The organism is Streptomyces sp. 150FB, assembly GCF_000818195.1.
Taxonomy (GTDB): Bacteria; Actinomycetota; Actinomycetes; order Streptomycetales; family Streptomycetaceae; genus Streptomyces.
Map to the genome: position 1 here is coordinate 6,155,398 of NZ_JTHL01000001.1, position 24,026 is coordinate 6,179,423.

At 69.9% G+C, this 24,026-nt stretch carries 23 protein-coding genes; 8 read left to right on the plus strand and 15 right to left on the minus strand.

The window, feature by feature from the left end; translation table 11 throughout:
- Positions 1 to 111 precede the first annotated feature (111 nt).
- From QR77_RS26620 to QR77_RS26635, 4 genes are all read right to left on the minus strand, one after another.
- Positions 112 to 1,584 (minus strand): catalase, encoded by a 1,473-nt coding sequence (locus tag QR77_RS26620; protein WP_040024597.1) that lies wholly within the window; start codon positions 1,582 to 1,584, stop codon positions 112 to 114.
- 145 nt (positions 1,585 to 1,729) lie between these two features.
- Positions 1,730 to 3,619: an ATP-binding SpoIIE family protein phosphatase gene (locus QR77_RS26625; RefSeq protein ID WP_040024598.1), complete on the minus strand. Its 1,890-nt coding sequence runs from the start codon at positions 3,617 to 3,619 to the stop codon at positions 1,730 to 1,732.
- Positions 3,620 to 4,336: 717 nt separating this feature from the next.
- Entirely contained in the window at positions 4,337 to 5,050 is a 714-nt protein-coding gene (locus QR77_RS26630) for a DUF402 domain-containing protein (RefSeq protein ID WP_052489083.1), read from the minus strand.
- A 92-nt stretch (positions 5,051 to 5,142) separates the two neighbouring features.
- Complete coding sequence (locus tag QR77_RS26635) at positions 5,143 to 6,540, minus strand: class II fumarate hydratase (RefSeq protein WP_040024599.1); 1,398 nt, start codon at positions 6,538 to 6,540, stop codon at positions 5,143 to 5,145.
- Between the two features lie 572 nt (positions 6,541 to 7,112).
- On the opposite strand from QR77_RS26635, the gene QR77_RS26640 reads away from it, so the two are divergent.
- On the plus strand, positions 7,113 to 8,027 hold the full coding sequence (locus tag QR77_RS26640) for a LuxR C-terminal-related transcriptional regulator (protein WP_236710826.1): 915 nt from the start codon (positions 7,113 to 7,115) through the stop codon (positions 8,025 to 8,027).
- Between the two features lie 90 nt (positions 8,028 to 8,117).
- The gene (locus QR77_RS26645; RefSeq protein WP_040024601.1) at positions 8,118 to 9,110 is read left to right on the plus strand and encodes a LuxR C-terminal-related transcriptional regulator; all 993 of its coding nucleotides are present in this window, start codon (positions 8,118 to 8,120) and stop codon (positions 9,108 to 9,110) included.
- A 54-nt stretch (positions 9,111 to 9,164) separates the two neighbouring features.
- Here QR77_RS26645 and QR77_RS26650 read toward each other — a convergent pair whose 3' ends face one another.
- A complete protein-coding gene (locus tag QR77_RS26650) occupies positions 9,165 to 10,829 on the minus strand; it encodes a fumarate hydratase (protein WP_040024602.1) in 1,665 nt (554 codons plus the stop codon).
- Between the two features lie 190 nt (positions 10,830 to 11,019).
- Here QR77_RS26650 and QR77_RS26655 point away from each other — a divergent pair, with 190 nt between their 5' ends.
- Together QR77_RS26655 and QR77_RS26660 are read left to right on the plus strand one after the other, a co-directional pair.
- The gene (locus QR77_RS26655; RefSeq protein ID WP_040024603.1) at positions 11,020 to 11,709 is read left to right on the plus strand and encodes a DUF1707 domain-containing protein; all 690 of its coding nucleotides are present in this window, start codon (positions 11,020 to 11,022) and stop codon (positions 11,707 to 11,709) included.
- Positions 11,710 to 11,870: 161 nt separating this feature from the next.
- Positions 11,871 to 12,242 (plus strand): WhiB family transcriptional regulator, encoded by a 372-nt coding sequence (locus tag QR77_RS26660; protein ID WP_040024604.1) that lies wholly within the window; start codon positions 11,871 to 11,873, stop codon positions 12,240 to 12,242.
- Between the two features lie 196 nt (positions 12,243 to 12,438).
- On the opposite strand, the gene glpX is transcribed toward QR77_RS26660, so the two are convergent.
- Positions 12,439 to 13,470, minus strand: a complete 1,032-nt coding sequence (gene glpX, locus QR77_RS26665) for a class II fructose-bisphosphatase (RefSeq protein WP_040024605.1) — start codon at positions 13,468 to 13,470, stop codon at positions 12,439 to 12,441.
- A gap of 124 nt (positions 13,471 to 13,594) precedes the next feature.
- On the opposite strand from glpX, the gene QR77_RS26670 reads away from it, so the two are divergent.
- Complete coding sequence (locus QR77_RS26670; protein WP_040028711.1) at positions 13,595 to 14,125, plus strand: DUF4245 domain-containing protein; 531 nt, start codon at positions 13,595 to 13,597, stop codon at positions 14,123 to 14,125.
- A 131-nt stretch (positions 14,126 to 14,256) separates the two neighbouring features.
- On the opposite strand, the gene QR77_RS26675 is transcribed toward QR77_RS26670, so the two are convergent.
- The 4 genes from QR77_RS26675 to QR77_RS26690 all read right to left on the minus strand — a co-directional run bounded on the left by QR77_RS26675 (position 14,257) and on the right by QR77_RS26690 (position 18,085).
- Positions 14,257 to 14,850 (minus strand): malonic semialdehyde reductase, encoded by a 594-nt coding sequence (locus QR77_RS26675; protein ID WP_040024606.1) that lies wholly within the window; start codon positions 14,848 to 14,850, stop codon positions 14,257 to 14,259.
- Positions 14,851 to 14,951: 101 nt separating this feature from the next.
- Positions 14,952 to 15,206, minus strand: coding sequence for an exodeoxyribonuclease VII small subunit (locus QR77_RS26680; protein ID WP_040024607.1), 255 nt, complete (start codon positions 15,204 to 15,206; stop codon positions 14,952 to 14,954).
- Positions 15,207 to 15,286: 80 nt separating this feature from the next.
- Positions 15,287 to 16,504 (minus strand): exodeoxyribonuclease VII large subunit, encoded by a 1,218-nt coding sequence (gene xseA, locus QR77_RS26685; protein WP_040024608.1) that lies wholly within the window; start codon positions 16,502 to 16,504, stop codon positions 15,287 to 15,289.
- A gap of 117 nt (positions 16,505 to 16,621) precedes the next feature.
- Positions 16,622 to 18,085, minus strand: coding sequence for an APC family permease (locus QR77_RS26690; protein WP_078877182.1), 1,464 nt, complete (start codon positions 18,083 to 18,085; stop codon positions 16,622 to 16,624).
- Between the two features lie 121 nt (positions 18,086 to 18,206).
- On the opposite strand from QR77_RS26690, the gene QR77_RS26695 reads away from it, so the two are divergent.
- Both QR77_RS26695 and ppgK read left to right on the plus strand, forming a co-directional pair.
- Positions 18,207 to 19,202 carry a 4-hydroxy-3-methylbut-2-enyl diphosphate reductase gene (locus tag QR77_RS26695; RefSeq protein ID WP_078877183.1) on the plus strand — a complete coding sequence of 332 codons (996 nt, stop codon included), beginning with the start codon at positions 18,207 to 18,209 and terminating at the stop codon, positions 19,200 to 19,202.
- Between the two features lie 91 nt (positions 19,203 to 19,293).
- The gene (ppgK, locus tag QR77_RS26700) at positions 19,294 to 20,034 is read left to right on the plus strand and encodes a polyphosphate--glucose phosphotransferase (RefSeq protein WP_040024610.1); all 741 of its coding nucleotides are present in this window, start codon (positions 19,294 to 19,296) and stop codon (positions 20,032 to 20,034) included.
- 20 nt (positions 20,035 to 20,054) lie between these two features.
- Here ppgK and QR77_RS26705 read toward each other — a convergent pair whose 3' ends face one another.
- A complete protein-coding gene (locus tag QR77_RS26705; RefSeq protein WP_063798084.1) occupies positions 20,055 to 20,639 on the minus strand; it encodes a DUF6542 domain-containing protein in 585 nt (194 codons plus the stop codon).
- A gap of 199 nt (positions 20,640 to 20,838) precedes the next feature.
- On the opposite strand from QR77_RS26705, the gene ychF reads away from it, so the two are divergent.
- A complete protein-coding gene (gene ychF, locus QR77_RS26710; protein WP_040024611.1) occupies positions 20,839 to 21,927 on the plus strand; it encodes a redox-regulated ATPase YchF in 1,089 nt (362 codons plus the stop codon).
- A 146-nt stretch (positions 21,928 to 22,073) separates the two neighbouring features.
- On the opposite strand, the gene QR77_RS49140 is transcribed toward ychF, so the two are convergent.
- The 4 genes from QR77_RS49140 to QR77_RS26725 form a co-directional block, all read right to left on the minus strand.
- Entirely contained in the window at positions 22,074 to 22,487 is a 414-nt protein-coding gene (locus QR77_RS49140) for a hypothetical protein (RefSeq protein WP_052489084.1), read from the minus strand.
- A gap of 423 nt (positions 22,488 to 22,910) precedes the next feature.
- Complete coding sequence (locus QR77_RS49145) at positions 22,911 to 23,243, minus strand: hypothetical protein (protein ID WP_052489085.1); 333 nt, start codon at positions 23,241 to 23,243, stop codon at positions 22,911 to 22,913.
- A gap of 100 nt (positions 23,244 to 23,343) precedes the next feature.
- Positions 23,344 to 23,607, minus strand: coding sequence for a type II toxin-antitoxin system RelE/ParE family toxin (locus tag QR77_RS26720; protein WP_040024612.1), 264 nt, complete (start codon positions 23,605 to 23,607; stop codon positions 23,344 to 23,346).
- The gene (locus QR77_RS26725) at positions 23,600 to 23,869 is read right to left on the minus strand and encodes a type II toxin-antitoxin system Phd/YefM family antitoxin (protein ID WP_040024613.1); all 270 of its coding nucleotides are present in this window, start codon (positions 23,867 to 23,869) and stop codon (positions 23,600 to 23,602) included. The genes QR77_RS26720 and QR77_RS26725 overlap by 8 nt, the downstream gene beginning before the upstream one ends.
- Positions 23,870 to 24,026: the final 157 nt, after the last annotated feature.

Below are 24,026 nucleotides of genomic sequence, written 5' to 3' on the forward strand. Positions count from 1 at the left end.
GCCCGCGCGGCGACGCGTAACGGCGTCACGCGTGAAGCGGCCCCGGCCGGACGCACCTGGCGTCCGGCCGGGGCCGCTCCGGCGGTAAAGCGGTACGGCTTCACGCGCCGCTCAGCCGCCGTTGACCTTGGCCGCGATCCGGTCGCCCACCGTCTTGTCGATGTTGCGCCAGTACTGGAGCGCCCGGTCCAGCACCGGCCGGGTCACGCCCTGCGCCAGGTGACCCGCGACGTTCGACACGAGCCGGTCACGCTGCGCGTCGTCCAGCACATTGCGGACCTGGGTGCCCGCCTGGCCCCAGTCGTCGTCCTCGCGGCGCATGGTGTACGCCTCGCGCACCATCTCGCCGCCCTCCGCCTCCCAGCCGGCGGGACGGCCGAACCGCTGCTGGTAGTCGGCCGCAGGACCGCCGTACGAGTTCGGCGCGTACGGCATCGAGGCGTTCGACGACTCGTACCGCATCGGCCCGTCCTGCGCGTACGAGTTGATCGGCACGCGCGGCCGGTTCGGCGGAAGCTGCGCGTAGTTCGGCCCGATCCGGTAGCGGTGCGTGTCCGGGTACGAGAAGAGCCGGCCGAGCAGCATCTTGTCCGGCGAGGGGCCGATGCCCGGCACCATGTTCGCGGGCTCGAACGCGGCCTGCTCGACATGGACGAAGAAGTTCTCCGGGTTCTCGTTCAGGGTCATCCGGCCGACGTCGATCAGGGGATAGTCGCTGTGCGGCCACACCTTGGTCAGGTCGAACGGGTTGAACCGGTAGTCCGGCGCGTCCTCGAACGGCATGATCTGGACCTTGAGGGACCAGGTCGGCGCGTTCCCCGACTCGATCGACTCGTACAGATCGCGCCGGTGGTGGTCGGCGTCCGAGCCCGCCATCTCGTCGGCGGTCTGCTGGCTCAGGTAGTCGATGCCCTGGTCGGTCTTGAAGTGGTACTTCACCCAGAACCGCTCGCCGCCCGCGTTCACCCACATATAGGTGTGCGAGCTGTAGCCGTTCATGTGGCGGAAGGACTTCGGGATGCCCCGGTCGCCCATCAGCCAGGTCACCTGGTGCGCGGATTCGGGCGACAGGGTCCAGAAGTCCCACTGCATGTCGTTGCTGCGCAGCCCGGTGGCCGGGTGGCGCTTCTGCGAGTGGATGAAGTCCTGGAACTTGATGGTGTCGCGCACGAAGAAGACCGGCGTGTTGTTGCCGACCAGGTCGTAATTGCCCTGCTGCGTGTAGAACTTGAGCGCGAAACCACGCGGGTCGCGCCAGGTGTCGGGCGAGCCCTGCTCACCGGCGACCGTCGAGAAGCGCGCCAGCATGTCCGTACGCCGGCCGGGCTGGAAGAGGTCGGCCTTGGTGAACTGGCTGACGTCGTTGGTGACTTCGAAGAAGCCGTACGCTCCCGCTCCCTTGGCGTGCACCACCCGTTCGGGGACCCGTTCACGGTTGAACTGGGCCATTTTCTCGATGAGGTAGTGGTCCTGGAGCAGGATCGGACCGTCGGGCGTGATGGTGAGCGAGTGTTCGTCGCTCTCCACCGCGATACCGGCGTTGTTGGTCGTGTATGGCGGGATCTTGGGGGATGACTCGGTCACAAGCGGCCTCCCGTCGAGAGAAGGCCCGGGGGTCCGGGGACGGCCCCGGGGTGTCAGCGGGTACGGAACCCGCCTGCCCCAGTGAACCTCCCCGACACCCCCTCGGCAACATTTGGACTTCGTCCAGAACCGCACGGGGTACGGACTACGTACGGGTCGCGATCTCGAACCAGACGACCTTGCCGGTCGACAGACGCGTCGCTCCCCACCGCCGTGCCAGCCGGTTGACCAGGAACAATCCCCGCCCGCCCTCATCGGTGTCACGTGCGCGCCGCTGCCTCGGCAACTGCGGCGAATCGTCGCCGACCTCGCAGCGCAGTACGTCCGTACGCAGCAGTCGCAGCGTCACGGGACGCTCGGCGTACCGCACGGCGTTGGTCACGACCTCGCTGATGAGCAGCTCGACGGCGTCGCTCATCTCCTCCAGGTCCCAGCGGGCCAGCGCCTTGCGGGCGAGGCGTCTCGCCCTTCCGGGCGCCGCGTCCTCCGGCTCCAGGAACCAGTAGGCGACGTCGCTCGGCGCGATCCCGTCGAAGCGGGCGGCCAGCAGCGCGATGTCGTCGTCCCGGTCGCCCGGGCCGAGGACATCGAGCACGTCGTCGCAGAGCGCCTCCAGCGGCGGCGCGTGGTCGGGTCCGGTGAGCTGCGCGGTGGCGGCGAGGCGCTCGCGCAACTGCTCGATGCCCGTCCACACGTCCCGGACCCGCGACTCGACGAGCCCGTCCGTGTACAGCAGCAGGGTCGCCCCGGCGGGGGCGTCCAGCTCGACGGCCTCGAAGTCCACCCCGCCGACGCCGATCGGCGCTCCCGGCGGTACGCGCAGCACCTCGGCGCGCCCGCCCAGATGCAGGAGTATGGGCGGCGGATGGCCGGCGTTGGCGATGGTGATGCGGTGCGAGACCGGGTCGTAGACCGCGTACAGGCAGGTCGCCATCCGGTCGGTGCCGAGCCGCTGGGCCTGCTCGTCCAGATGGTGCAGCACCTCCTGCGGGGGCAGGTCGAGGCCGGCGAGGGTCTGCGCCGTCGTACGGAGCTGGCCCATGATCGCCGCCGAGGTCATGGAGTGGCCCATGACGTCGCCGACGACCAGGGCGACCCGGCTGCCCGGCAGCGGGATCGCGTCGTACCAGTCGCCGCCGACCCGGGCGGTCTCCGCCGCCGGAAGGTAGCGCGACGCCAGCCGTACGCCGGTCGGCTGCGGGAGGTTCTCGGGGAGCATGGTGCGCTGGAGCTCGTCGGCGATGTACGCCTCGCGGCCGTACAGCACCGCCTTGTCGATGCCCAGCGCCGTATGGGTCGCGAGCTGCGCGGCGACCAGCAGGTCGTTCGGCTCGAAGGCGGCCCGGTCCGGTCTGCGCAGGAACACGGCGGCGCCGATGACGCGGCGCCTGCCGCGCAGCGGCGCGAGGATCGCCCGGTGCCCGGTCGGCACGACCCGGTCGGCGCCCAGCAGTTCGGGCAGCGCGGCGCGGGCGGCGGCCGAGTCGCCGAAGACGGGGCGCACCCCGCGCAGCACCTCGTTGAGCGCGCCGCCCGACCGCACCTCGCACAGCTCGTTGGCCGGCATGACGTCGGACTGCGGGTCGAGGACCGGCAGCGGGGCGTTCTCCGTCGCCAGCAGCGGGATACCGCCCGCCGTCTCGGTGTCCTCGTCGGACAGCCGCAGCCGGTCGGTGCGCCGCAGCCGCAGGACGAACGGCGACACGGGCCGCTCGTCACCGACGGGCAGCGGGTCGCGCAGATAGACGAGTATCGCGTCGGAGAACGTGGGTACGGTCGCCCGGCAGAGGCCGAGCACGATCTCGTCCAGGTCTATGCCGCGTGCGATACGCCGGGTGGCCGCCCCGACGAAGCGCAGCCGGTCGCCTTCGCGCCGCGCCGTGATCGTGGGGTCGAGCACAGGTCCTGCCGCCGGGGGCAGCGCGGGCTGCGGAACAGCGGCGGTGGCCGCCGCCTCCGGCCTCGGCCGGGTGCGTTCCTGCGACCGGGCAGCCAAGGGCTGCCGGCCTTCGTGGGAGGTGGGCTGCTCCGTCACGCGTGGGATTCCGTCCGTCCGGGCCGGTGGTGCGATGCGATCGCTTCGACTGGTTTCCTGCGCTGTCGGGGTCTCCACCGCGAGCGACAGCCGCCGCTCGTCCCCGTACTTCCAGCCGAACCTACCGCTCGGTGCGCGGCGTCGAAAGGGATGCAGCCTTCCCGCACGGCTCCACCCCCTCGTAGTGACATTCGGTGTGACTTACGGTCAGGTCGTCTTACGGAGGACGATCCTACGGTCGAACCCTGTGGCCTCAACAAGGGTCTCACGACGTCGTATGCGCCGGAGCGCGATCTTAGGACCGGAATCGGGTCAGTTCACAGGAAGCGGACCGGTGGGCCCGATCCGCCGGGTGGGTGAGTGTGTTCGAAGCGGCCCGCCCACCCGGCGGGGCTGACGGAAACGGCCCCCGGAACACGGCGCCCACCGGGCGCCGGAGGCACGCATCCGCTGATCATCGCGGTGATGGACCCCGTCGCGGCACTCCCGCCCGGAAACCTCCCGGGGCGCGAGGGCGGCGCGCGGACGGCGCACGGCCCGAGGGGATGTGCTCGAATCCGCTGCCGGGTTTCATCCGATCGGTGACAGGAGCGCGGGCGACCTGTCCGACCGACGAGCCCGTGCCGGGTTCTGGCTGAAACTTGTCCGTACCACCGATCTCCGTCCTCCCGCCTGCCCGCGCCCGGACGGGCCGCTCTCCCGCGCGGAAGGCCGCTCTCAGGCGGAGGTGCGTGAGGTGCCAGGTACGGGAGACACAACCGAGGCGGGCGGGGTGAGACGCGTGGCCGTCCGGTCCCAGTCCTCCGGCAGCGGCGGAACCGGCCAGGCCGGGTCAGGGCGCCAGTCCTCCCAGCCGTCGCTGTACGGCGTACCCCACGCGGTGATCGACTCGATCGCCGCGCGTCCCGCCTCCCGTACCCGCAGCGCCTGGGCCTCGTCCATCAGCCCGTCCTGGCGCGCCTGGGCGAACTCGTCCTCGTCGCGCCAGCGCCAGGTGCGGTCCGGGTAGACGTCGATGTCGAGGAAGTGGTCCTCGGAGTCGATACCGCCGTCCCAGCGGACCCGGGGCTCCTCAAGGTTCACGTACCAGCTCTGGAAGCGCCAGCCGTGCTGCCACCACAGCCAGACCGACCAGGGCTCGCCGGGTCTCGCGAGCTTCAGCACACCCATGCCGTACCACGGGTCGCGGACCACCGTGCGCGCCGTGGTGTAGCGGGTCGCGAGCGGTTCGTGGTGGACCGGGGCGCCGTCGGCCAGGGCCGGGCGTACGCACTCGGTGCCCGGCGCCAGCCATACGGCCAGCACCTCGTCGGTGTCCCGCACGACCGTGACAGGACGGCAGATGTGTATACGGTTTCCGGCGTTCTGCCGGTACCGCCACAGGATCTGAGTGCCGGGCGCCCAGGTCCCGGCCGATTCCGTCTCTGTCATGCGCAGATCTTAAAGGTGAAGGGCCGTCAGCGCTGCGGGGCGTCGTGCCCGCAGCGCCGGGGCCTGTGCCTCAGGGGCGCGCCGGCGACGGCTCAGGGACGCGTCATCCGCAGGACGTCGAGTGCCTCGTCGAGCTGCTCCAGCGTGAGATCGCCGCGCTCCACGTAACCCGAGGCGAGGACCACCTCGCGGATCGTCTTCCGCTCGGCCAGGGACTTCTTGGCGACCTTGGCCGCCTCCTCGTACCCGATGTACTTGTTCAGCGGGGTGACGACGGACGGCGAGGACTCCGCGTACGCGCGGGCGCGCTCCACGTTCGCCGTGATGCCGTCGACCGTACGGTCGGCCAGCAGACGCGTGACATTGGCCAGCAGCCGTACGGACTCCAGGAGGTTCTTGGCGATCACCGGGAGCATCACGTTCAGCTCGAAGTTGCCGGCCGCTCCGGCTGCGGCGACCGTGGCGTCGTTGCCGGTGACCTGGGCGGCGACCTGGAGCACCGCCTCCGGGATCACCGGATTGACCTTGCCCGGCATGATCGAGGAGCCCGGCTGGAGGTCGGGGAGGTTGATCTCGGCGAGGCCGGTGCGGGGGCCCGAGGCCATCCAGCGCAGATCGTTGGAGATCTTGATGAGCGAGCCGCCGAGCGTACGGAGCTGACCCGAGGTCTCCACGAGTCCGTCGCGCGCGCCCTGCGCCTCGAAGTGGTTGCGTGCCTCCGTCAGCGGAAGGCCCGTCGCGCTCGCGACCTCGGCGATGACGGCGGCCGAGAACCCGGGCGGCGTGTTGATGCCGGTGCCCACCGCCGTACCACCCAGCGGCAGTTCGGCGAGGCGGGGCAGCGAGGCGGTCAGCCGCTCCACCGCGTACCTGATCTGCGCCGCGTAGCCGCCGAACTCCTGGCCGAGCGTGACGGGCGTCGCGTCCATCAGGTGCGTACGGCCCGACTTCACGACCTCGCTGAACTCCTCCGCCTTGCGCTCCAGGGACGCGGCCAGATGGTCCAGCGCCGGGATCAGCTCACCGGTGACGGCGGCCGTCGCCGCGATGTGGATGCTGGAGGGGAAGACGTCGTTGGACGACTGCGAGGCGTTGACGTGGTCGTTCGGGTGGACCGGGCGGCCGAGGCGCTCGGTGGCGAGGGTCGCGAGGACCTCGTTCGTGTTCATGTTGGACGACGTGCCGGAACCCGTCTGGAACACATCCACCGGGAAATGAGCGTCCCACCGGCCGTCGGCGACCTCGGCGGCCGCGTCCTGGATGGCGCCCGCGATGTCCTTGTCGATCACGCCGAGATCGGCGTTGACCTTGGCGGCGGCGGCCTTGATCCGGGCCAGGGCCTCGATGTGGGCCCGCTCCAGATGCTGTCCGGAGATGGGGAAGTTCTCCACGGCGCGCTGTGTCTGGGCCCGCCATTTGGCGTCCACCGGCACCCGTACCTCACCCATCGAGTCGTGCTCGGTCCGGTACTGGCTCTCGTCCGTCGTCATCGTTGTCGTACCTCCTGAGGAAGGTCAGCGCTCGTCCGGGGCGATGTGTTCCCCTTCCTCCCGCCTTCCCTCCTCGTCTTCCGGAAACAAGGTGCTGTTCCGGAAACGGGGCCCGGCAGCCGAGGCGGTCGGCGCAACCGAAGTTCCGCCGACCCGCCCCGTCCCCGCTGCCGTGCCCCGTCCCCCTCCATGCGCTCTCCGGGCAACCCCTGTACGCCCGGCTGAGCGGTCCTGCCCGCCCCCGCCCCGGCGAGTCCTCTGTGGTCGACAGGGGGAACTCACCCGGCGGGAGCCGGCCTCGGCCGGACGCGTGGGTTGAAAGCCGCTCGGAGAGATGGTCGGCGGTTCCGGTCCGCGACACGGCATCGGCCGTCCGCCGGACACGGGTGGGCCCATGTTCAGGTAGGTGTCGGTGGCCCCGTGCCACCTCCACATCGTCGCCGAGGATCGGCCATACGGATGTGGCTCTGGTCCGTACAAATGTAATCTGCATATTTGTGAAGGACGATCATTCCCGCACACGCCTGTGTGATTGCCGCGAATCGTCGCCCGACCAGCCATGTGACACGGCGATGGAGGTCTACCGCCGGGCCCTGGTGGAGGGCGGTCTGCCGCGCGCCGAGGTGCCGGACTGCCTCTCCCGCCTGCATCTGGTCACGGAGGGCCCCGACTCGCCGGGGTTCATGGTGCCCAGCACGCCGGAGAGCGCGTCCTTCGCCACCCTGGGCCCGATCGAGGAAGCCATCGAACGGGAGCGCAGGAACCTCACCGCCACCCGCGCCACCCTCTCCGTCTTCGACCGCCTCTACGCCGAGGTGCACCGCCTCGACCAGCCCCCGCTCACGCTGCTCGCCGGGAGGGCCGCCATCAAGGAGGCCATCGACGCGGCGGTGGACGGCTGCGCCGAGGAACTGCTCACGATGCAGCCGGGAGGCGGCCGGCCCGAGCGGGCCCTCGGCGACTCCCTGAGCCCCGTCATGCAGGCGCTGGCGCGCGGGGTCCGGCAGCGCACGGTCTACCAGCACGCCGTCCGGTCGCACCGCGCGACACTCTCGTACATCGAACGGGTCACCGCGGCCGGAGCCGAGGTCAGGACGCTCGCCGAGGTCGTCGACCGGGTCATCATCTGCGACGGTACGACCGCGTTCATCCCGTACTCCGACGAGAAGAACAACGCCCTGCTGATCCAGCACCCGTCCGTGGTGCGCTTCCTGATCAGGAACTTCGAGAACGCGTGGGCGCGCTCGGTGCCCGTAAGGCCGGCCGGGGAACCGCCGCGGACGCCCGTCATCACCTCCGACCTGCAACGCACGATCCTGCTCGCCGTGGTGAGCGGGGAGACGGACGAGTCGATCGCGCGCCGGGTCGGGCTGAGCCGGCGCAGCGTCGCGGAGCACATGCGGAAGGTCTCCGAGCAGTTGGGGAGCACCAGCCGCGCCCAGTTGGGCTATCTGCTCGCGACCTCGGGGATGCTCGACGAGCCCTGAGGCGTGGGTGGGCCCGGTGTGCCGCCCGGAGAAGCGCCCGGCGTGCACGGGCGGCGCCCGAACGGGCATGCGAAGGTAATCTGCCTTCTCGTGAAGGACGTTCATCCCGGCGCCTGGACCTGCGAGTGCCCGGAGGCCTCACGGGGAAAGCCCTGCGCCACCGCCCTGGCGACGTACCGCCGCGCCCTGCTCGACGGGCGTGTCCCGCGCGGTGAGGTGCCCGACTGCCTGCACGCGCTGCGTCTGTTCGTGGACGACACGGACTCCGCCGGCTTCATGAGTCCCGTACCTCCCGCGACGGCCTCGACGGCGGCGCTCGGTCTGGTCGAGGAGGAGATCGCCGAGCAGAACCGGACGCTGCGCTCCCTGCAGTCGGCGTTCACCGAGTTCCAGGAGCTGTACGCCGAGGCCTCGCTGCCGGATCAGCCCGTCATCACCCGGCTCGCGGGCCGGGCCGTGGTCAACGCGGCCATCGACGCCGAAGTGACCAACTGCCGGGAGGAGATCCTCACCATGCAGTCGGGGAGCGCCCGGCCGCCGCATCTGCTGGCCGAGGCGCTGCCGCGCTCCTTGGCGCTGCTGGCGCGCGGTGTCCGGCAGCGGACGGTCTACCAGCACGCGGTGCTCTCGGATCCGGCGACGCTGTCGCACATCGAACAGCTCACCCCGGCCGGCGCCGAGGTCAGGACCATCGCCGAGGTCACCGACCGGGTCCTGATCTTCGACCGGGAGGTCGCCTTCCTTCCGGTCGACGACACGGGACCGCCGGTCGTGGCGCTGCGCGTGCAGCACCCGGCGCTGGTCCGCTTCCTGGTCAACCACTTCGACAGCGCCTGGACCAGGTCGGTCCCGGTACGGCCGGAGGCGACGCGGCATACGCGCGTCATCACCTCCGACCTTCAGCGGACCATCCTGCTGGCCGTGGTCAACGGCGAGACGGACGACTCGATCGCGCGCCGGATCGGGATGAGCCGCCGCAGCGTCGCCGAGCACATGCGCAAGGTCTCCGAGCAGTTGGGCAGCACCAGCCGGGCCCAACTGGGCTATCTGCTCGCCACTTCGGGCCTGCTCGGCGACCCCTGACCGGGCAGCGGCCCCAACTGACCGCCGCCCCGGCCGACCACGGCCGTACGGTCCTCAGCCCAGGCCGGGGCCGCGCACCGGGATCGAGGTGAACGTCGGGGACGGCGCCGGCTCGGTGAAGAAGTCGTTGCCCTTGTCGTCCACGACGATGAACGCGGGGAAGTCCTCCACCTCGATCCGCCAGACCGCCTCCATGCCCAGCTCCTCGTACTCGACGACCTCGACCTTCTTGATGCAGTCCTGCGCGAGCCGGGCGGCGGGGCCGCCGATCGAGCCGAGGTAGAAACCGCCGTACGCGTCGCACGCGTCGGTGACCTGCCGGGAGCGGTTGCCCTTGGCGAGCATGACCTTCGAGCCGCCCGCCGCCTGGAACTGCTTCACGTAACTGTCCATACGCCCGGCCGTCGTCGGGCCGAAGGACCCGGAGGCGTACCCCTCGGGCGTCTTCGCCGGGCCCGCGTAGTAGACCGGGTGGTCCTTCAGGTACTGCGGCATCTCCTCGCCCGCGTCCAGCCGCTCCTTGATCTTGGCGTGCGCGATGTCGCGCGCCACGACCAGCGGTCCGGTGAGCGAGAGGCGGGTCTTGACGGGGTACTTGGTCAGCTCGGCGAGGATGTCGTCCATCGGCCGGTTGAGGTCGACCCGTACGACATCCGTCTCGTCCAGGTGCTCGTCGGTGGTCTCGGGCAGGAAGCGCGCCGGGTCCGTTTCGAGCTGCTCAAGGAAGACCCCCTCGGCGGTGATCTTCGCGACCGCCTGGCGGTCCGCCGAGCAGGACACGGCGATCGCGACCGGCAGCGAGGCGCCGTGGCGCGGCAGGCGCACCACGCGTACGTCGTGACAGAAGTACTTGCCGCCGAACTGCGCGCCGATCCCGATCCGCTGCGTCAGCTCGAAGACCTGCTGCTCCAGCTCCTTGTCACGGAAGCCGTGCCCGGTGGGGGAGCCCTCGGCGGGCAGCTCGTCGAGGTAGTGCGCCGAGGCGTACTTCGCGGTCTTGAGCGCGAACTCCGCCGAGGTGCCGCCGACGACGATCGCGAGGTGGTACGGCGGGCAGGCCGCCGTGCCGAGCGAGCGGATCTTCTCCTCCAGGAACTTCATCATGGCGTCCTCGTTGAGGATCGCCTTGGTCTCCTGGTAGAGGAACGACTTGTTGGCCGAGCCGCCGCCCTTGGCCATGAAGAGGAACTTGTACGCGCCGCCGTCGGTCGCGTACAGCTCGACCTGCGCGGGCAGGTTGGAGCCGGTGTTCTTCTCCTCCCACATGGTGAGAGGGGCCATCTGCGAGTAGCGCAGGTTGAGCTTGGTGTAGGCGTCGAAGATGCCGTGCGACAGGGCCTCTTCGTCGCCGCCCCGGGTGAGGACGTTCTGTCCGCGCTTGCCCATGACGATCGCCGTACCGGTGTCCTGGCACATGGGCAGTACGCCGGCCGCCGCGATGTTCGCGTTCTTCAGCAGGTCGAGCGCCACGAACTTGTCGTTCGACGACGCCTCGGGGTCGTCGATGATCCGGCGGAGCTGCGTGAGGTGGGCGGGGCGCAGGTAGTGCGAGATGTCGTGCATGGCCTCGGCTGCGAGCGTGCGCAGCGCCTCGGGCTCGACCTTGAGGAACGTACGCCCGTCGGCCTCGAAGGTCGAGACACCCTCGGCGGTCACCAGCCTGTACGGGGTGGTGTCCTCTCCTACGGGGAGCAGATCGGAGTACGCGAACTCTGGCATTACGGCCATTCCTCACTCGACAGACGGCGGCGGGCCCCCTTGGGCGGCGCGGCCTCCAGCGTAGGGCGCGGCCGGGGGCGGCGGTGATGTGAGGTAGGGCTCAGTTCGGGCGGGCCGGCACCACGGGGTGTCGAAGACGCGCCGCTCCTGCCACTAGTTGCGATCTATCGCGTTTCGCTACCCTGGGGTCGTGGACCTCGAAAAGCACCCTCAGAAGCCGCTCGCGCCGGCGGAACCCGCGGGCATCCGGGCCTCCGACGCCGACCGTGACCGGATCGCCGACATCCTCAGGGAGGCGATGGCCGAGGGGCGCCTCGACGCGGAGGAGCACTCCGAGCGGATCGAATCCGTCTACCGGGCCAAGACGATGGGCGAACTGGAGCCGCTCGTGAGGGATCTGCCGTCCCCCGGCGCGGCGGGCGGGTCCTCCTCCGGTGCCTCGGCGTCCCCCTCGTCCTCGTACGGCTACGGGGGAGGGCAGCCGGACGCCCAGGCCGAGACGCTGGTCGCGGTCTTCAGCAGCTCGACCCGCAAGGGCCGTTGGCGCATCGGAGCCAGGACCAACGCCTTCGCGCTCTTCGGCAATATCGAGATCAAGCTGACCGAAGCGCTGTTCGAGCAACAGACAACCGTGATCAATGCGACGTCCATTTTCGGCAATGTCGAGGTGCTCGTTCCCGAGAACATCACGCTGCGCGGCAACGGCGCCGGTATCTTCGGCAACTTCGAGGTCACCACGTGTCACGCCGACGATCCGGACGCCCCGATCGTCGAGGTGCGCGGCTACTCGGTGTTCGGGAACATCGAGGCCAAGCCGAAGCGTGGCGTACGTATCGCGAATCTGTACGAGCGGAACCGCCGCCGGAATCGCGACCGCTGACTTTTTTCGGCCAAAGCGACACGATCACGGTTGAGAACGCGTAGTTCCGTACGGCGTTCCGCCCTCCGGAACTGAGTGCCACTCAGTGCATAGGCGTGCGTACAGCGGGTAGGGAAAGCTGCATCGTCTCTCGCTCGCGAAGCCGTCGTCAGGAGTAGACCGTGCTGCAACCGCCGCATCAGCCCCTGGGGGTCGCCGCCGTTCCGTCTCAGCGGAGTCCCGCTCGGGAGGATCAGGCCGGCCCCTGGCATTCGGAGGCGGTGTGCCGCCGGGATGAAGCCGGATTGTTCTTCGCCCCCTCGAAGGAGCCGACAGCCGCGAGGCTGTCGCGTGAGGAGGCCGCGAAGCGGGTCTGTGCCCGGTGTCCGGTCATGGTCGAATGCAGGGAACACGCGCTGGTCCAACCCGAGCCCTACGGAGTGTGGGGCGGGCTGACGGCGGCCGAGCGCAGGGTGGTGCTCGCGCGCCGCAGGCGGCGCGAGATCGAGCTGAGGCAGGCGGCCTCGGCGAGCCGGATCGCGGCGGCCGGCTGACACCGGCCACTCGGCTTCCGGCCCTTCCGCGATTTCGCCGGCGTTCTCGCCTCCGGCTTCGGTGACCGGCCGGCACCGCGGACAGGTACGAACAGACACGAACAGACACGAACGGGTACGACAAGTACGACAGGTGCGGCGAAGAGGCGCCCCGGCCGCACAGCGGGGGCGCCCCTTCGTCGTGCGGGCCCGGTGGCTACTTGGCGCGGTCGAAGTCGACCGAGCTGTACGCCCGCAGCTTCGACAGCCGGTGCGTCGAGTCGATCTGCCGGATCGTGCCCGACTTGGAGCGCATCACCAGGGACTGGGTGGTCGCGGTCTCCGAGCGGTAGCGCACACCGCGCAGCAGTTCGCCGTCGGTGATACCGGTGGCGACGAAGAAGACGTTGTCGCCGCCGACCAGGTCGTCGGTGGTCAGGACGCGGTCCAGGTCGTGCCCGGCGTCGATCGCGCGCCGGCGCTCCTCGTCGTCCTTGGGCCAGAGCTTGCCCTGGATGACGCCGCCCAGGCACTTCATGGCGCAGGCCGTGATGATGCCTTCGGGGGTGCCGCCGATGCCCATGAGCAGGTCGACGCCGGTACCTTCCCGTACGGCCATGATCGCGCCGGCCACATCGCCGTCGGAGATGAACTTGATCCGGGCGCCGGTCTCCCTGATCTCCTTGACGATGCCGTCGTGGCGCGGCCGGTCGAGCACCACGACCGTCACGTCTTCGGGGGAGGAGTGCTTGGCCCTGGCGACCTGGCGGATGTTGACCGCGACGGGCGCGTTGATGTCGATGTAGTCGGCGGCCTCGGGGCCGGTCACCAGTTTGTCCATGTAGAAGACGGCCGACGGGTCGAACATGGCGCCCCGGTCGGCGGCGGCCAGCACCGCGATGGCGTTGGACATGCCCTTGGCGTTCAGGGTCGTCCCGTCGATCGGGTCGACGGCGATGTCTACCTCGGCGCCGGTGCCGTCGCCGACGTGCTCGCCGTTGAACAGCATCGGGGCTTCGTCCTTCTCGCCCTCACCGATGACGACCACGCCGTTCATGGAGACCGTGGAGACGAGCGTCCGCATGGCGTTCACCGCGGCGCCGTCCGCTCCGTTCTTGTCGCCGCGTCCGACCCACCGGCCCGCCGCCATGGCGGCGGCCTCGGTGACCCGGACGAGTTCCAGGGCCAGGTTGCGGTCAGGCGCCTCGGGAGGCACATCAAGAGGTTCGGGTAGCTGATGTTCGGTCATCGGTACGCACCTTTCTGTACGACGACGGCCGGATAAGAGGGTGATACGACTCTATCCGCAGAACGACCTATTGAGCAGAGGGGCCCACGGATGAGCAGGAAGCCCTGATGGGAGCATGGTGTCCGTGGCAGCGAAAAGAGGCAGACAGACGATCCGGGACATGGTCCTGTCGATGCTGGTCATCGGAGTCGTCGTCGCGGGCATCTACGTGTTCATCCCGCACGACAAGAACACCGACCCGGTCAAGCCGGTCGACTACCGGGTCGAGCTGCTGACGACGCGGCGCGCGGCCCCGTACCCGGTGGCGGCTCCGGTCGGGCTGCCCGGGAAGTGGACGCCGACCTCGGTGACGTTCGAGCGTCAGGACGCCAATGCCTGGCACCTCGGCTTCCTGGACCCCGAGCGGCAGTACGTGGCGATCGAGCAGTCCACGGCCCCGGCGCTGAAGTACGTCAGCGAGGTCAGCCAGCAGGCCACCGACACCGGCAGGACGCAGCAGGTCGCGGGCCGGGCGTGGCAGCGCTGGAAGGGCCCGAAGTACGACGCCCTGGTGCTCGCGGAGAAGGGCTCGACGACGGTGGTGACCGGTACGGCGTCGTACGCGCGGCTGGCCGAGATGGCGGCGGCGCTGGAGTTCAAGCACACGAAGGTCTGAGCGGGAGTTTCGCGGACCGTACGGCGGAGGGCCGCCACCCCCGCGTGGGGTGGCGGCCCTCCGTGGTGGCCGGCCGCTGTTCGAGGCGGAGGCCCGGGGTCGAGGCCCGAGGCCGAGCCCGAAGCCGGGGCTCAGACCGTGGTGATGACCTCGTCGAAGTCCAGGCGCGGCGCGCGGTTCGGACGCCAGGCGTCCTTGCCCGGCTTGCCGATGTTGACGATCATCAGCGGCGTGTGGTCGTCGTCCAGGAACTCCTTCTGGACGCCGGCGAAGTCGAAGCCGGTCATCGGTCCGGCGGCCAGGCCGGCGGCGCGGATCCCCACGATGAAGTAACCCGCCTGGAGGGCGCTGTTCATCGCGGCGCTGCGCTCGCGCATCTCGCGCTGCCCGAAGACGACGTCCTTGAGGTGCGGCGCGTGCGGGATGAGCCGGGGGATCTCCTCGTGGAACTCGTTGTCGGCGGCGAGGATCGCCACGAGCGGCGCGACGGCGGTCTTGGCCCTGTTCCCCTCGGACATGTACGGGACGAGGCGCTCACGGGCCTCGGCGGAGCGCACCAGGACGACGCGCAGCGGCGTCTGGTTGAAGGCGGTCGGGCCGTACTTGACCAGGTCGTAGATCGACCGCATCTGCTCCTCGGTCACCGGCTCGTCGGTGAACGTGTTGGCGGTGCGGGCCTCGCTGAAGAGCAGGGCCTGGGTGGCGGGGTCGAGGACGAGGGACATCTGTGGACTGCCTTCCGAACGCGCAATTGATCAAGCGATCAGTTGAGGCTACACATATTATTGTTGGAGTTTCAACTAAATGCCCGCTCCGGTGACTCGACTCACAGCCGGTCCGGGGCGTCGCCCTGCCCCGACTCACCCGACTCCGGCGGCTCCGGCTCGGCGAGTGACGCGTCCAGCCGCGCCCTGGCGCCGTCCAGCCACCGCCGGCACACCTTCGCCAGCTCCTCGCCGCGCTCCCACAGCGCCAGCGAGTCCTCCAGCGAGGCGCCTCCCGCCTCCAGTCGGCGCACGACCTCGATCAGCTCGTCCCGCGCCTGCTCGTAGCCGAGCGTGCCCTCTTCTGTACCGGTCATCTGATCCACCCTGTGAACGCCCAACTACGACACATTACGACTACAACCCTCACCACGGCCGCGCGGCGGCACGCCCGTCCTCACTCCCCGGCCTCCGCGACCCGCACCGCGAACTCGCCCCCCGACACCCGCGCCCGCAGCTCGTCGCCCGCCCGGACGTCCCCCGGTGCCCGTACGACCGTCCCGTCCGCCCGCTGGAGCACCGCGTACCCCCGCTCCAGCGTCGCCGCCGGGGACAGCGCGACCACCCGCGCGCGGGTGTGCGACAGCTCGGAGTCGGCCCGGTCCAGCAGATGCCGCAGCACCCGCCGCCCCCGGTCGGCCAGCGCGCCCACCTCGGCGGCGCGCTCGTCCACCATCCGGTGCGGCCGTTCCATCACGGGCCTCGCCAGCGCGTGCGCGAGGCCGCGCTCCTCGCGGTCGAGCAGTCCCCGTACGGTCCGCAGCGCCCGGTCCCGCAGCGCCTGTACGCGCTCCAGCTCCTCCCCGACGTCCGGCACGATCTTCTTCGCCGCGTCCGTCGGCGTGGAGGCCCGTACGTCGGCCACGAGGTCCAGCAGCGGCGAGTCCGGCTCGTGCCCGATCGCCGAGACGACCGGCGTACGGCACGCGGCCACCGCCCGTACCAACTGCTCGTCCGAGAACGGCAGCAGATCCTCCACGCTGCCGCCGCCGCGCGCCACGACGATCACGTCCACCTCGGGCAGCGCGTCCAGCTCCTTGACGGCGGCGACGACCTGGGTGACCGCGTTCACGCCCTGTACCGCCGTGTTGCGGACCTCGAAGCGGACAGCCGGCCACCGCCGCCGCGCGTTCTCCAGGACGTCGCGCTCGGCCGCTGAGGCGCGCCCGCAGACCAGCCCGATGAGCTGCGGAAGGAAGGGCAGCGGCTTCTTGCGGTCGGCGGCGAACAGCCCCTCGGCCCCCAGCGACTTCTTGAGCTGCTCCAGCCGCACCAGCAGCTCGCCGATGCCGACCGGTCGTATCTCGGTCGCGCGCAGCGACAACTGCCCGCGCGGCGCGTACCACTCGGGCTTCGCCAGCACGACGACCCGCGCGCCCTCCGTCACCACATCGGCGATCGCGTCGAAGACCTGCCGGAAGCACGTCACGCTCACGGAGATGTCGTACGAGGGATCGCGCAGCGTCAGGAAGACCACCCCGGCACCGGGCCGGCGCGAGAGCTGGGTGATCTGCCCCTCGACCCAGACGGCCCCGAGCCGGTCGATCCACCCGCCGATGAGCCGCGACACCTCGCCGACGGGCAGCGGGGCGTCCGCGGACGTGTTGAGAGCCATGGTGGGGAGCGTATCCGTCGGCGGTGACATCACTCGTGGAGTCCGGCGGAAGCGCTGTTCAGGCGGGTGTCCGGGAGGAGTGTCCAGCGCGCGTGTCCGGCACGGACGGCTTGCGGTCTACGGCGCCGACTCGCGCGGCTCGTCACCGCGCCCGCCGATCCGCTCGTCGTGCCTCTCCCGCCCGCCGCGCTTCCACTGTCCCAACAGCACCAGCAGCCCCACCGCCAGCCAGCTCGCCCCGACGATCTGGGCCGAGCCCGCCGCCTCGACGATCACCGCGACCAGGATCGCCGCGCCGACCACCGGCAGCACCACATGCGCGAACCAGTCCGGCGGCCCGTCACCACGCCGTACGGCGAACCACCCCACCACCGACGCGTGCAGCAGCACGAACGCGGACAGCGCCCCGACGTTCACCACGGAGACGAGATGGTCGAGGCCGTCGGCGCTGCGCGCCGCCCACACCGCCGCCACCAGCGTCACGACGGCCGCCAGCAGCAGCGCCACCCGGGGCACCCCGTCGTACGTACGCGACAGCACCCTCGGCAGCCGCCGCTCCCTGCCCATCGCGAACAGCAGCCGCCCGGCCGCCGCCTGGCCCGCCAGCGCGGCGAACGCCGCGCCGATCGCCTTGCTGGCCGCCACCAGGTCGTGCAGCCAGGTCCCGACCCCGCTGTCCACCGCGTCGTAGAACGCCGTTCCCTGCTTGACCGGGTCGGCGGCGAGCTGGGCGGACGACGCCGGCTCCAGCAGCGCCGCCAGATACGTCTGCACCACGAACAGCAGCCCGGCGAGCACCAGGCAGAACAGCACGGCGCGCGCCACCTGCCGCGAGCCGCCCGTCACCTCCTCGGCGAACGAAGCGATCGCGTCGAACCCCAGATACGACAGCACGGCCACCGACACCGCCCCGAGGATCGCCGACGCCGAGAAGCCGGAGTCGCCGGTGAAGGGCGTGGACCAGCCGCGCGTCGGACCGTTCTGCACGAGCACCACGACGGCGGACACCGAGAACACCAGCAGCACCACGATCTCCAGGGCGAGCACCGCGAAGCCCACCCGGGCGGCCGCCCGTACCCCCCACAGATTGAGCAGCGTGGTGATGACCACGGCGATCGCCGTCCAGACCCACCGGTCGACGGACGGCACCAGCGCCTCCATCGCGATTCCGGCGAAGAGGTAGGCGACGGCCGGGATCAGCAGATAGTCGAGCATCGCCATCCACCCGGCGATGAACCCGGGCCCCTCGCCGAGCCCCTTGCGCGCGTACGCGAAGACCGAGCCGGCCTGCGGGGCGACCCGTACCATCCGGGCGTAACTGAGCGCGGTGAACGCCATCGCGACGGTCGACACCACGTACACCAGGGCGACCGAGCCGTGCGACTTCGCGTCGAGCGTGCCGAACACGCCGACCGGTGCCATGGGGGCGATGAAGAGCAGCCCGTAGACGACCAGGTCCCGGAAGCCCAGGGTGCGCCGGAGCCCGCCGTGCCGCGCCGTACTCGCCGGCGTATGCGTATGCGTATGCGTATGTCCGTCGTCCGTACCGTCCCCGCTGTCGGCCCGCGAGTCGTCGGCCATCGAGTCCCTCCGTCAGTCGCGCCTTCGGTCCCGTACGCCCACGTCCCGGTCGGCCGTGTGGTCCAGTGTCAGCCGGACGGGGGACCGCCCGCCTCTTGTGGGCGGCCTTACGATGGAGCACATGACTGCTACGTCCCGCCCCTCGCCCGCCGGCAAACGCGTCCTGCTCGCCGCCCCGCGCGGTTATTGCGCGGGAGTGGACCGCGCCGTGATCGCCGTGGAGAAGGCCCTGGAGCAGTACGGGGCCCCGATCTACGTACGGCACGAGATCGTCCACAACAAGTACGTCGTACAGACCCTGGAGAAGAAGGGTGCCATCTTCGTGGACAGGACGGCAGAGGTCCCCGAGGGATCGATCGTCATGTTCTCCGCGCACGGTGTCGCACCCGTCGTCCACGACGAGGCCGCGCAGCGCAACCTCGCCACCATCGACGCGACTTGTCCCCTGGTCACCAAGGTGCACAAGGAAGCCGTCCGCTTCGCGGGCGAGGACTACGACATCCTGCTGATCGGCCACGACGGCCACGAAGAAGTCATCGGCACCTCGGGCGAGGCGCCGGACCACATCACGCTGGTCGACGGTCCCGACGACGTGGCGGGGGTGGAGGTCCGTGACGAGTCGAAGGTCGTCTGGCTGTCGCAGACCACGCTCTCCGTGGACGAGACGATGGAGACGGTCGACAAGCTCAAGGAGAAGTTCCCGCTGCTGATCTCGCCGCCGAGCGACGACATCTGCTACGCCACGCAGAACCGTCAGATCGCGGTCAAGCAGATGGGCTCCGACGCGGACCTGGTGATCGTGGTCGGCTCCAAGAACTCCTCGAACTCGGTACGCCTCGTCGAGGTCGCCCTCGGCGCCGGCGCCGGCGCCGCCCACCTCGTGGACAGCGCGGACGAGATCGACGAGTCGTGGCTGGAGGGTGTCACCACGGTCGGCCTCACGTCGGGCGCCTCCGTTCCCGAGGTCCTCGTCGAGGGCGTGCTGGAGTGGCTGGCGCCGCGCGGCTTCGAGGACGTCGAGATCGTCAAGTCGGCCGAGGAGTCGATCACTTTCTCGTTGCCGAAGGAACTGCGCCGCGATCTGAGGGCCGAGGCCGCCGCGATGGCGGCGAAGTAGCGGCCCACCGGGGCGCCGTACCGGCCCACTGGCGCACCGCACAGGCCCACTGGCGCACGGCAGGACGCCTTCTGCCCGTAACGTTGTGTCCATGAACGTCTTCGGAGTGGACATCGGCGGCTCGGGCATCAAAGGCGCGCCCGTGGACCTGGCCCGCGGCGACCTGGCGGAACCGCGGCACAAAGTACTCACCCCGCACCCGGCCACGCCGGAGAGCGTGGCCGACGGTGTGGCCGAGGTCGTCACGCACTTCGGCTGGTCGGGCCCGGTCGGCATCACCTTCCCCGGCGTGGTCACGGGCTCGGTGATCCGTACGGCGGCCAACGTCGACAAGAAGTGGATCGACACGGACGCCGGGAAACTCCTGGGCGACCGCCTGGGCCTGCCCGTGACCGTCCTGAACGACGCGGACGCCGCCGGGGTCGCCGAAATGACCTTCGGCGCCGGGCGCGGCCGTAAGGGCACGGTGCTGGTGCTGACCTTCGGTACGGGCATCGGCAGCGCGCTCTTCGTGGACGGGACGCTCGTACCCAACACCGAGCTGGGCCACCTGGAACTGCACGGACACGACGCGGAGAAGCACGCCTCGACGAAGGTGAAGGACGACGAGGACCTGAGCTGGCACCACTGGGCGCACCGCGTCCAGAAGTATCTGGCGCACGTGGAGATGCTGTTCTCGCCGGCGCTGATCGTGGTGGGCGGGGGAGTCAGCCGTAAGTCCGACAAGTTCCTGCCGCTGATCGAGGGAATCAGGGCGGAGATCCTTCCGGCGCAGCTCCAGAACAACGCGGGGATCGTGGGCGCGGCGATGTCGGCGGCGCCGAAGAACTGAGACGGCTGAAGGAGCGACCGCTAGCCGCGCCGCAGGGCCTTGGCGGCGGTCGCTCCCCTCGCGGCCGCGAGGTCGCGGGCCCGCTGCCGCCGCCCCATCTGCCGTACCTTCCGTACGGAGGCGATGAGCCCGGCGATGAGCGTGCCGCCGTACAGCCAGCCCGCGTGCATGGCGAGCGAGGTGACGACGGCCATGGCCTGCCCGCCGAGGCCGCCGCTCCCGGCGGCGATCGGTACGGTGCCGCACGCGAAGGCGATCGGCACGCTGATCGGCGCGGTCACGAGGTCGGCCGTACGTACCCAGAGCGCGGTCAGCGCGCTGACGAACAGGAACAGCACCGCGTACACCACGGGCTCTCCGTCGAGGAGCAACTGATCCAGGAACCCGATCCCGACCATCGTCGCCATGGCGAACAGCCCGGCGCCGAGCCCGGTCAGCCGGGGATTGGGCAGCCCGCGCGGGCCGGACGCCACCTGCGCCCCGCGCCCGGCCGACGTCAGAGAAAAGCGGGAGGCACCCGAGGCTTGCGCCGCGGCTCCCGCCTGGGCGAGGGGGGCCTGCGGCTGCTGCCGGCGCTGAGGGGGACGTGTCCTGTGCTGCTCCACCCCGACAAGGTAGGTGGGGGAGGGCGGGGATGCGGGGATGGGACACGCCCTTTGGCCGATCTTGGCGTTGAGTTCGAGAGCGGCGCACCGGGGCCGCCGTCCCGCCGGCCGCCCCGGACCCGTCGTGGACCGCCGCGCCACGCCCGTAAACTGGGCAGCCGGCCAGTTCTCAGTTCTCCCACTTCAGGAAGTCGCCACCGTGTCGCTCACGATCGGAATCGTCGGTCTGCCGAATGTCGGCAAGTCGACCCTGTTCAACGCCCTGACCAAGAACGACGTGCTGGCGGCCAACTACCCGTTCGCCACGATCGAGCCCAACGTCGGCGTCGTCGGCGTCCCCGACCCGCGTCTGGACAAGCTCGCCGAGATCTTCGCCTCCCAGAAGATCCTCCCGGCGACGGTCGACTTCGTGGACATCGCCGGCATCGTGCGGGGGGCGTCGGAGGGCGAGGGCCTGGGCAACAAGTTCCTGGCGAACATCCGCGAGTCCGATGCGATCTGCCAGGTGATCAGGGCCTTCAAGGACGAGAACGTCGTCCACGTCGACGGCAAGGTCTCGCCGAAGGACGACATCGAGACGATCAACACCGAGCTGATCCTCGCCGACCTCCAGACGATCGAGAAGGTCCTGCCGCGCCTCCAGCGCGAGTCCCGCATCAAGAAGGACGTCGGCCCCAAGGTCAAGGCGATCGAGGAGGCCCAGGCCATCCTGGAGAAGGGCGACACGCTGTTCTCGGCGGGCATCGTCCAGGGCACGGACCGGGTGGAACTGCTGCACGACCTCCATCTGCTGACGACCAAGCCGTTCCTGTACGTCTTCAACGTGGACGAGGAAGAACTGACGGACGACACATTCAAGGCCGCCCAGCGCGCCCTGGTGGCCCCGGGCGAGGCGATCTTCCTCAACGCCAAGCTGGAGTCGGACCTGGCGGAACTGGACGACGACGAGGCCCTGGAACTCCTCCAGTCGGTAGGCCAGGAAGAACCGGGCCTGGCCACCCTGGCCCACGTGGGCTTCCGCACCCTGGGCCTCCAGACATACCTGACGGCAGGCCCCAAGGAGTCCCGCGCCTGGACGATCAAACAGGGCGCGACGGCCCCGGAAGCGGCGGGCGTGATCCACACCGACTTCCAGAAGGGCTTCATCAAGGCCGAGGTCATCTCATTCGAAGACCTGGTCACGACGGGCTCGGTGGCCGAAGCCCGCTCGGCGGGCAAGGCACGCATGGAGGGCAAGGACTACGTGATGCAGGACGGCGACGTGGTCGAGTTCCGCTTCAATGTGTAACCGGTTCGTTACTGCGAGCCAGTTCGGCTGTCAAGTTCGCAGGTGGCAAGGGGTCGGTTCTTTCGGGAGTCGGCCCCTTGCTGGTTCCCGTGCTGGATGTGTGCTGGTTTTTTTGACGCTTCGTCATCTGCGCGTCCTGGAGCGCCTTAGTCGGCAAGCGGTTCGAGCATCGGCTGGAAGGCGGAGTTCTCCTCGTCGGGAACGTGCGGGAGGGAGCCGTCGGGGACGGTGCGGGAGGCAGTGGCGAGTAGGCGGTCCAGGACTTCCTGCTCGGTGGCCGGGGGGAGCCGAAGGGTGGCGAGGAGACGGTCGCGGACGACGGGGTGGTCCGGGTGGTCATCGAGGTAGTCGGAGCTGAGGGCCGGGGGCCGGAAGCCGGCCAGTGCGTCGTGCCAGGACGGGAGGGCGATGGCGAGGGTCAGGGCCTCGGCGAGCGACTCGGCGATCAGGGAGGCCTGCCCCTCGGAGTCGGTGTAGAGGACGGGGCGGGGGCCGCCAGGGACGGCTGGGCCGCAGAGGTAGTGGGTGCCGCCCGCGTTGCAGCCGGCGACAGGCTCCACCGGGAGGCCGTTGGGCAGGGCGACCGGCTCGATCGGGTCGGTGCGGGCGAGGTCGAACTCGCCGTCGCAGGCCAGGTAGGAAGCGACCTCCGGATGCGCGGTGATCCTGCGGAGCAGGGCGTTGCCTGAGAGGGCGGCCGGGTTGAGTGCTGCGGCGACCGCAGGGGTGAGGGGATTCCCGGCGAGGATGTGGCGGACGGCTTCGAGGGCGACGGGGCGCTGGTAGTAGTCCTCGAAGTGGGCCTGGACGGCCTCGGGGGAGCGGTCGGCGAGGAGGTGGAAGAGGAAGCCGGAGCCGTCCGGGTCCTCGTTGCCGGGCGGGAAGTCGATGCCCGAGCCAGTGCGCCAGGCCGTGTCGCCGGTCTCCCGCCACAGGCAGGCGGTGACCCGAGGGGCGTCGATGCCCTCATCGCGGAAGGCGGGTTAGTCCAGGAGCGGGCGCAGTACCGCGGGCACTTCGTCGATGACTCCGGGCCAGACCTGCTCGTCGTCCGTCCCGTACGGGCTCATCGCCGACTCGTGGTCGAAGCCGCGTATGAGCACGCCGGCCGGGGTGAAGAGGGCGGAGAAGTCGTCCCCCGAACCGTTCTCCATCAAGGCCGCCTCTTCGGTGGGACCCCAGGAGCCGTTGAAGGTGTATTGGCAGTACTGCGGATCGTCGGCGATCGCAGTCTCCAGGACAGCCAACGCGCCCAGGTGGGTGCGGAGTTCGGAGGGGTCGGGAAGGAGGGCGGCGGTATCGCGCACAGTGCTCATGGCGTCATGAAAGCAGTCGCCAGCGACAACGCGGCCTGCTGGACGGTGACGTCCCTGACTCCAGCGGATTCTGGCCGACCGCACGTGTCCTGGCTCAGAATCAGGTGTCGTACACGGTGGAGCGATGCCCGATGTGTACAACCCACACCACCAGTTCACCGTTGTCGATCGTGTAGACGACCCGGTAGTCACCCACTCGCAGGCGGCGGCGTTCCGACTGGGACACGAGTGCGGTGGTGTTGAAGCCGAGGGGATCGCTTTCCAGTTCGGTCAGCTTGGCCAGGATGCGGAGTGCCATGTCCCGGGGAATCTTGCGTAGCTCCGACTGGGCCTCGGGTCGGAAGACAGTGCGGTAGTCACTCATTGCGCGCGAGCGTCTCCCTCATGATGTCCTCAATCGGGATGCCCGCTGTCGGATTCGCCATGCGCTCATCGATGATCCGGTTGATCTCGCGCTCTTCCCACTCCTGGTACTTCCGAAGTACCTCGATGGACACGACCGCGGCGACCTCCTTGCCTCTGCGTGTGATCACGGTGGGTACGTCATCCCGGTCGGCCCGCTCCACGACCTCGGCAAGATGTGCGCGCACATCGCGGATGGACTCTATGGGCAAGGGCTGCGTCATGCGCTCAAGCGTACCAAGTGTCTCATGTGTACACAACGCACAGTTGATCGGCCCTGGTCCTTTGCCGCGACCTGGCGTGCTGGATGAATCCCGACGGTGCTGGATTGGTGCTGGATGAGTTCTTCAGGATCCCTGTTTTTGCAGGTGGGAGCTCTGT

Excerpts from the sequence above, each read along its gene's own strand:
- QR77_RS26630 (WP_052489083.1), bottom strand. The coding sequence starts at position 5,050 with ATGACAGAGACGGAATCGGCCGGGACCTGGGCGCCCGGCACTCAGATC.
- QR77_RS26635 (WP_040024599.1), bottom strand. The coding sequence starts at position 6,540 with ATGACGACGGACGAGAGCCAGTACCGGACCGAGCACGACTCGATGGGT.
- QR77_RS26640 (WP_236710826.1), top strand. The coding sequence starts at position 7,113 with ATGGAGGTCTACCGCCGGGCCCTGGTGGAGGGCGGTCTGCCGCGCGCC.
- QR77_RS26650 (WP_040024602.1), bottom strand. The coding sequence starts at position 10,829 with ATGCCAGAGTTCGCGTACTCCGATCTGCTCCCCGTAGGAGAGGACACC.
- glpX (WP_040024605.1), bottom strand. The coding sequence starts at position 13,470 with ATGACCGAACATCAGCTACCCGAACCTCTTGATGTGCCTCCCGAGGCG.
- QR77_RS26675 (WP_040024606.1), bottom strand. The coding sequence starts at position 14,850 with ATGTCCCTCGTCCTCGACCCCGCCACCCAGGCCCTGCTCTTCAGCGAG.
- QR77_RS26680 (WP_040024607.1), bottom strand. The coding sequence starts at position 15,206 with ATGACCGGTACAGAAGAGGGCACGCTCGGCTACGAGCAGGCGCGGGAC.
- xseA (WP_040024608.1), bottom strand. The coding sequence starts at position 16,504 with ATGGCTCTCAACACGTCCGCGGACGCCCCGCTGCCCGTCGGCGAGGTG.
- QR77_RS26690 (WP_078877182.1), bottom strand. The coding sequence starts at position 18,085 with ATGGCCGACGACTCGCGGGCCGACAGCGGGGACGGTACGGACGACGGA.
- QR77_RS26695 (WP_078877183.1), top strand. The coding sequence starts at position 18,207 with ATGACTGCTACGTCCCGCCCCTCGCCCGCCGGCAAACGCGTCCTGCTC.
- ppgK (WP_040024610.1), top strand. The coding sequence starts at position 19,294 with ATGAACGTCTTCGGAGTGGACATCGGCGGCTCGGGCATCAAAGGCGCG.
- QR77_RS49145 (WP_052489085.1), bottom strand. The coding sequence starts at position 23,243 with ATGAGCACTGTGCGCGATACCGCCGCCCTCCTTCCCGACCCCTCCGAA.
- QR77_RS26720 (WP_040024612.1), bottom strand. The coding sequence starts at position 23,607 with ATGAGTGACTACCGCACTGTCTTCCGACCCGAGGCCCAGTCGGAGCTA.
- QR77_RS26725 (WP_040024613.1), bottom strand. The coding sequence starts at position 23,869 with ATGACGCAGCCCTTGCCCATAGAGTCCATCCGCGATGTGCGCGCACAT.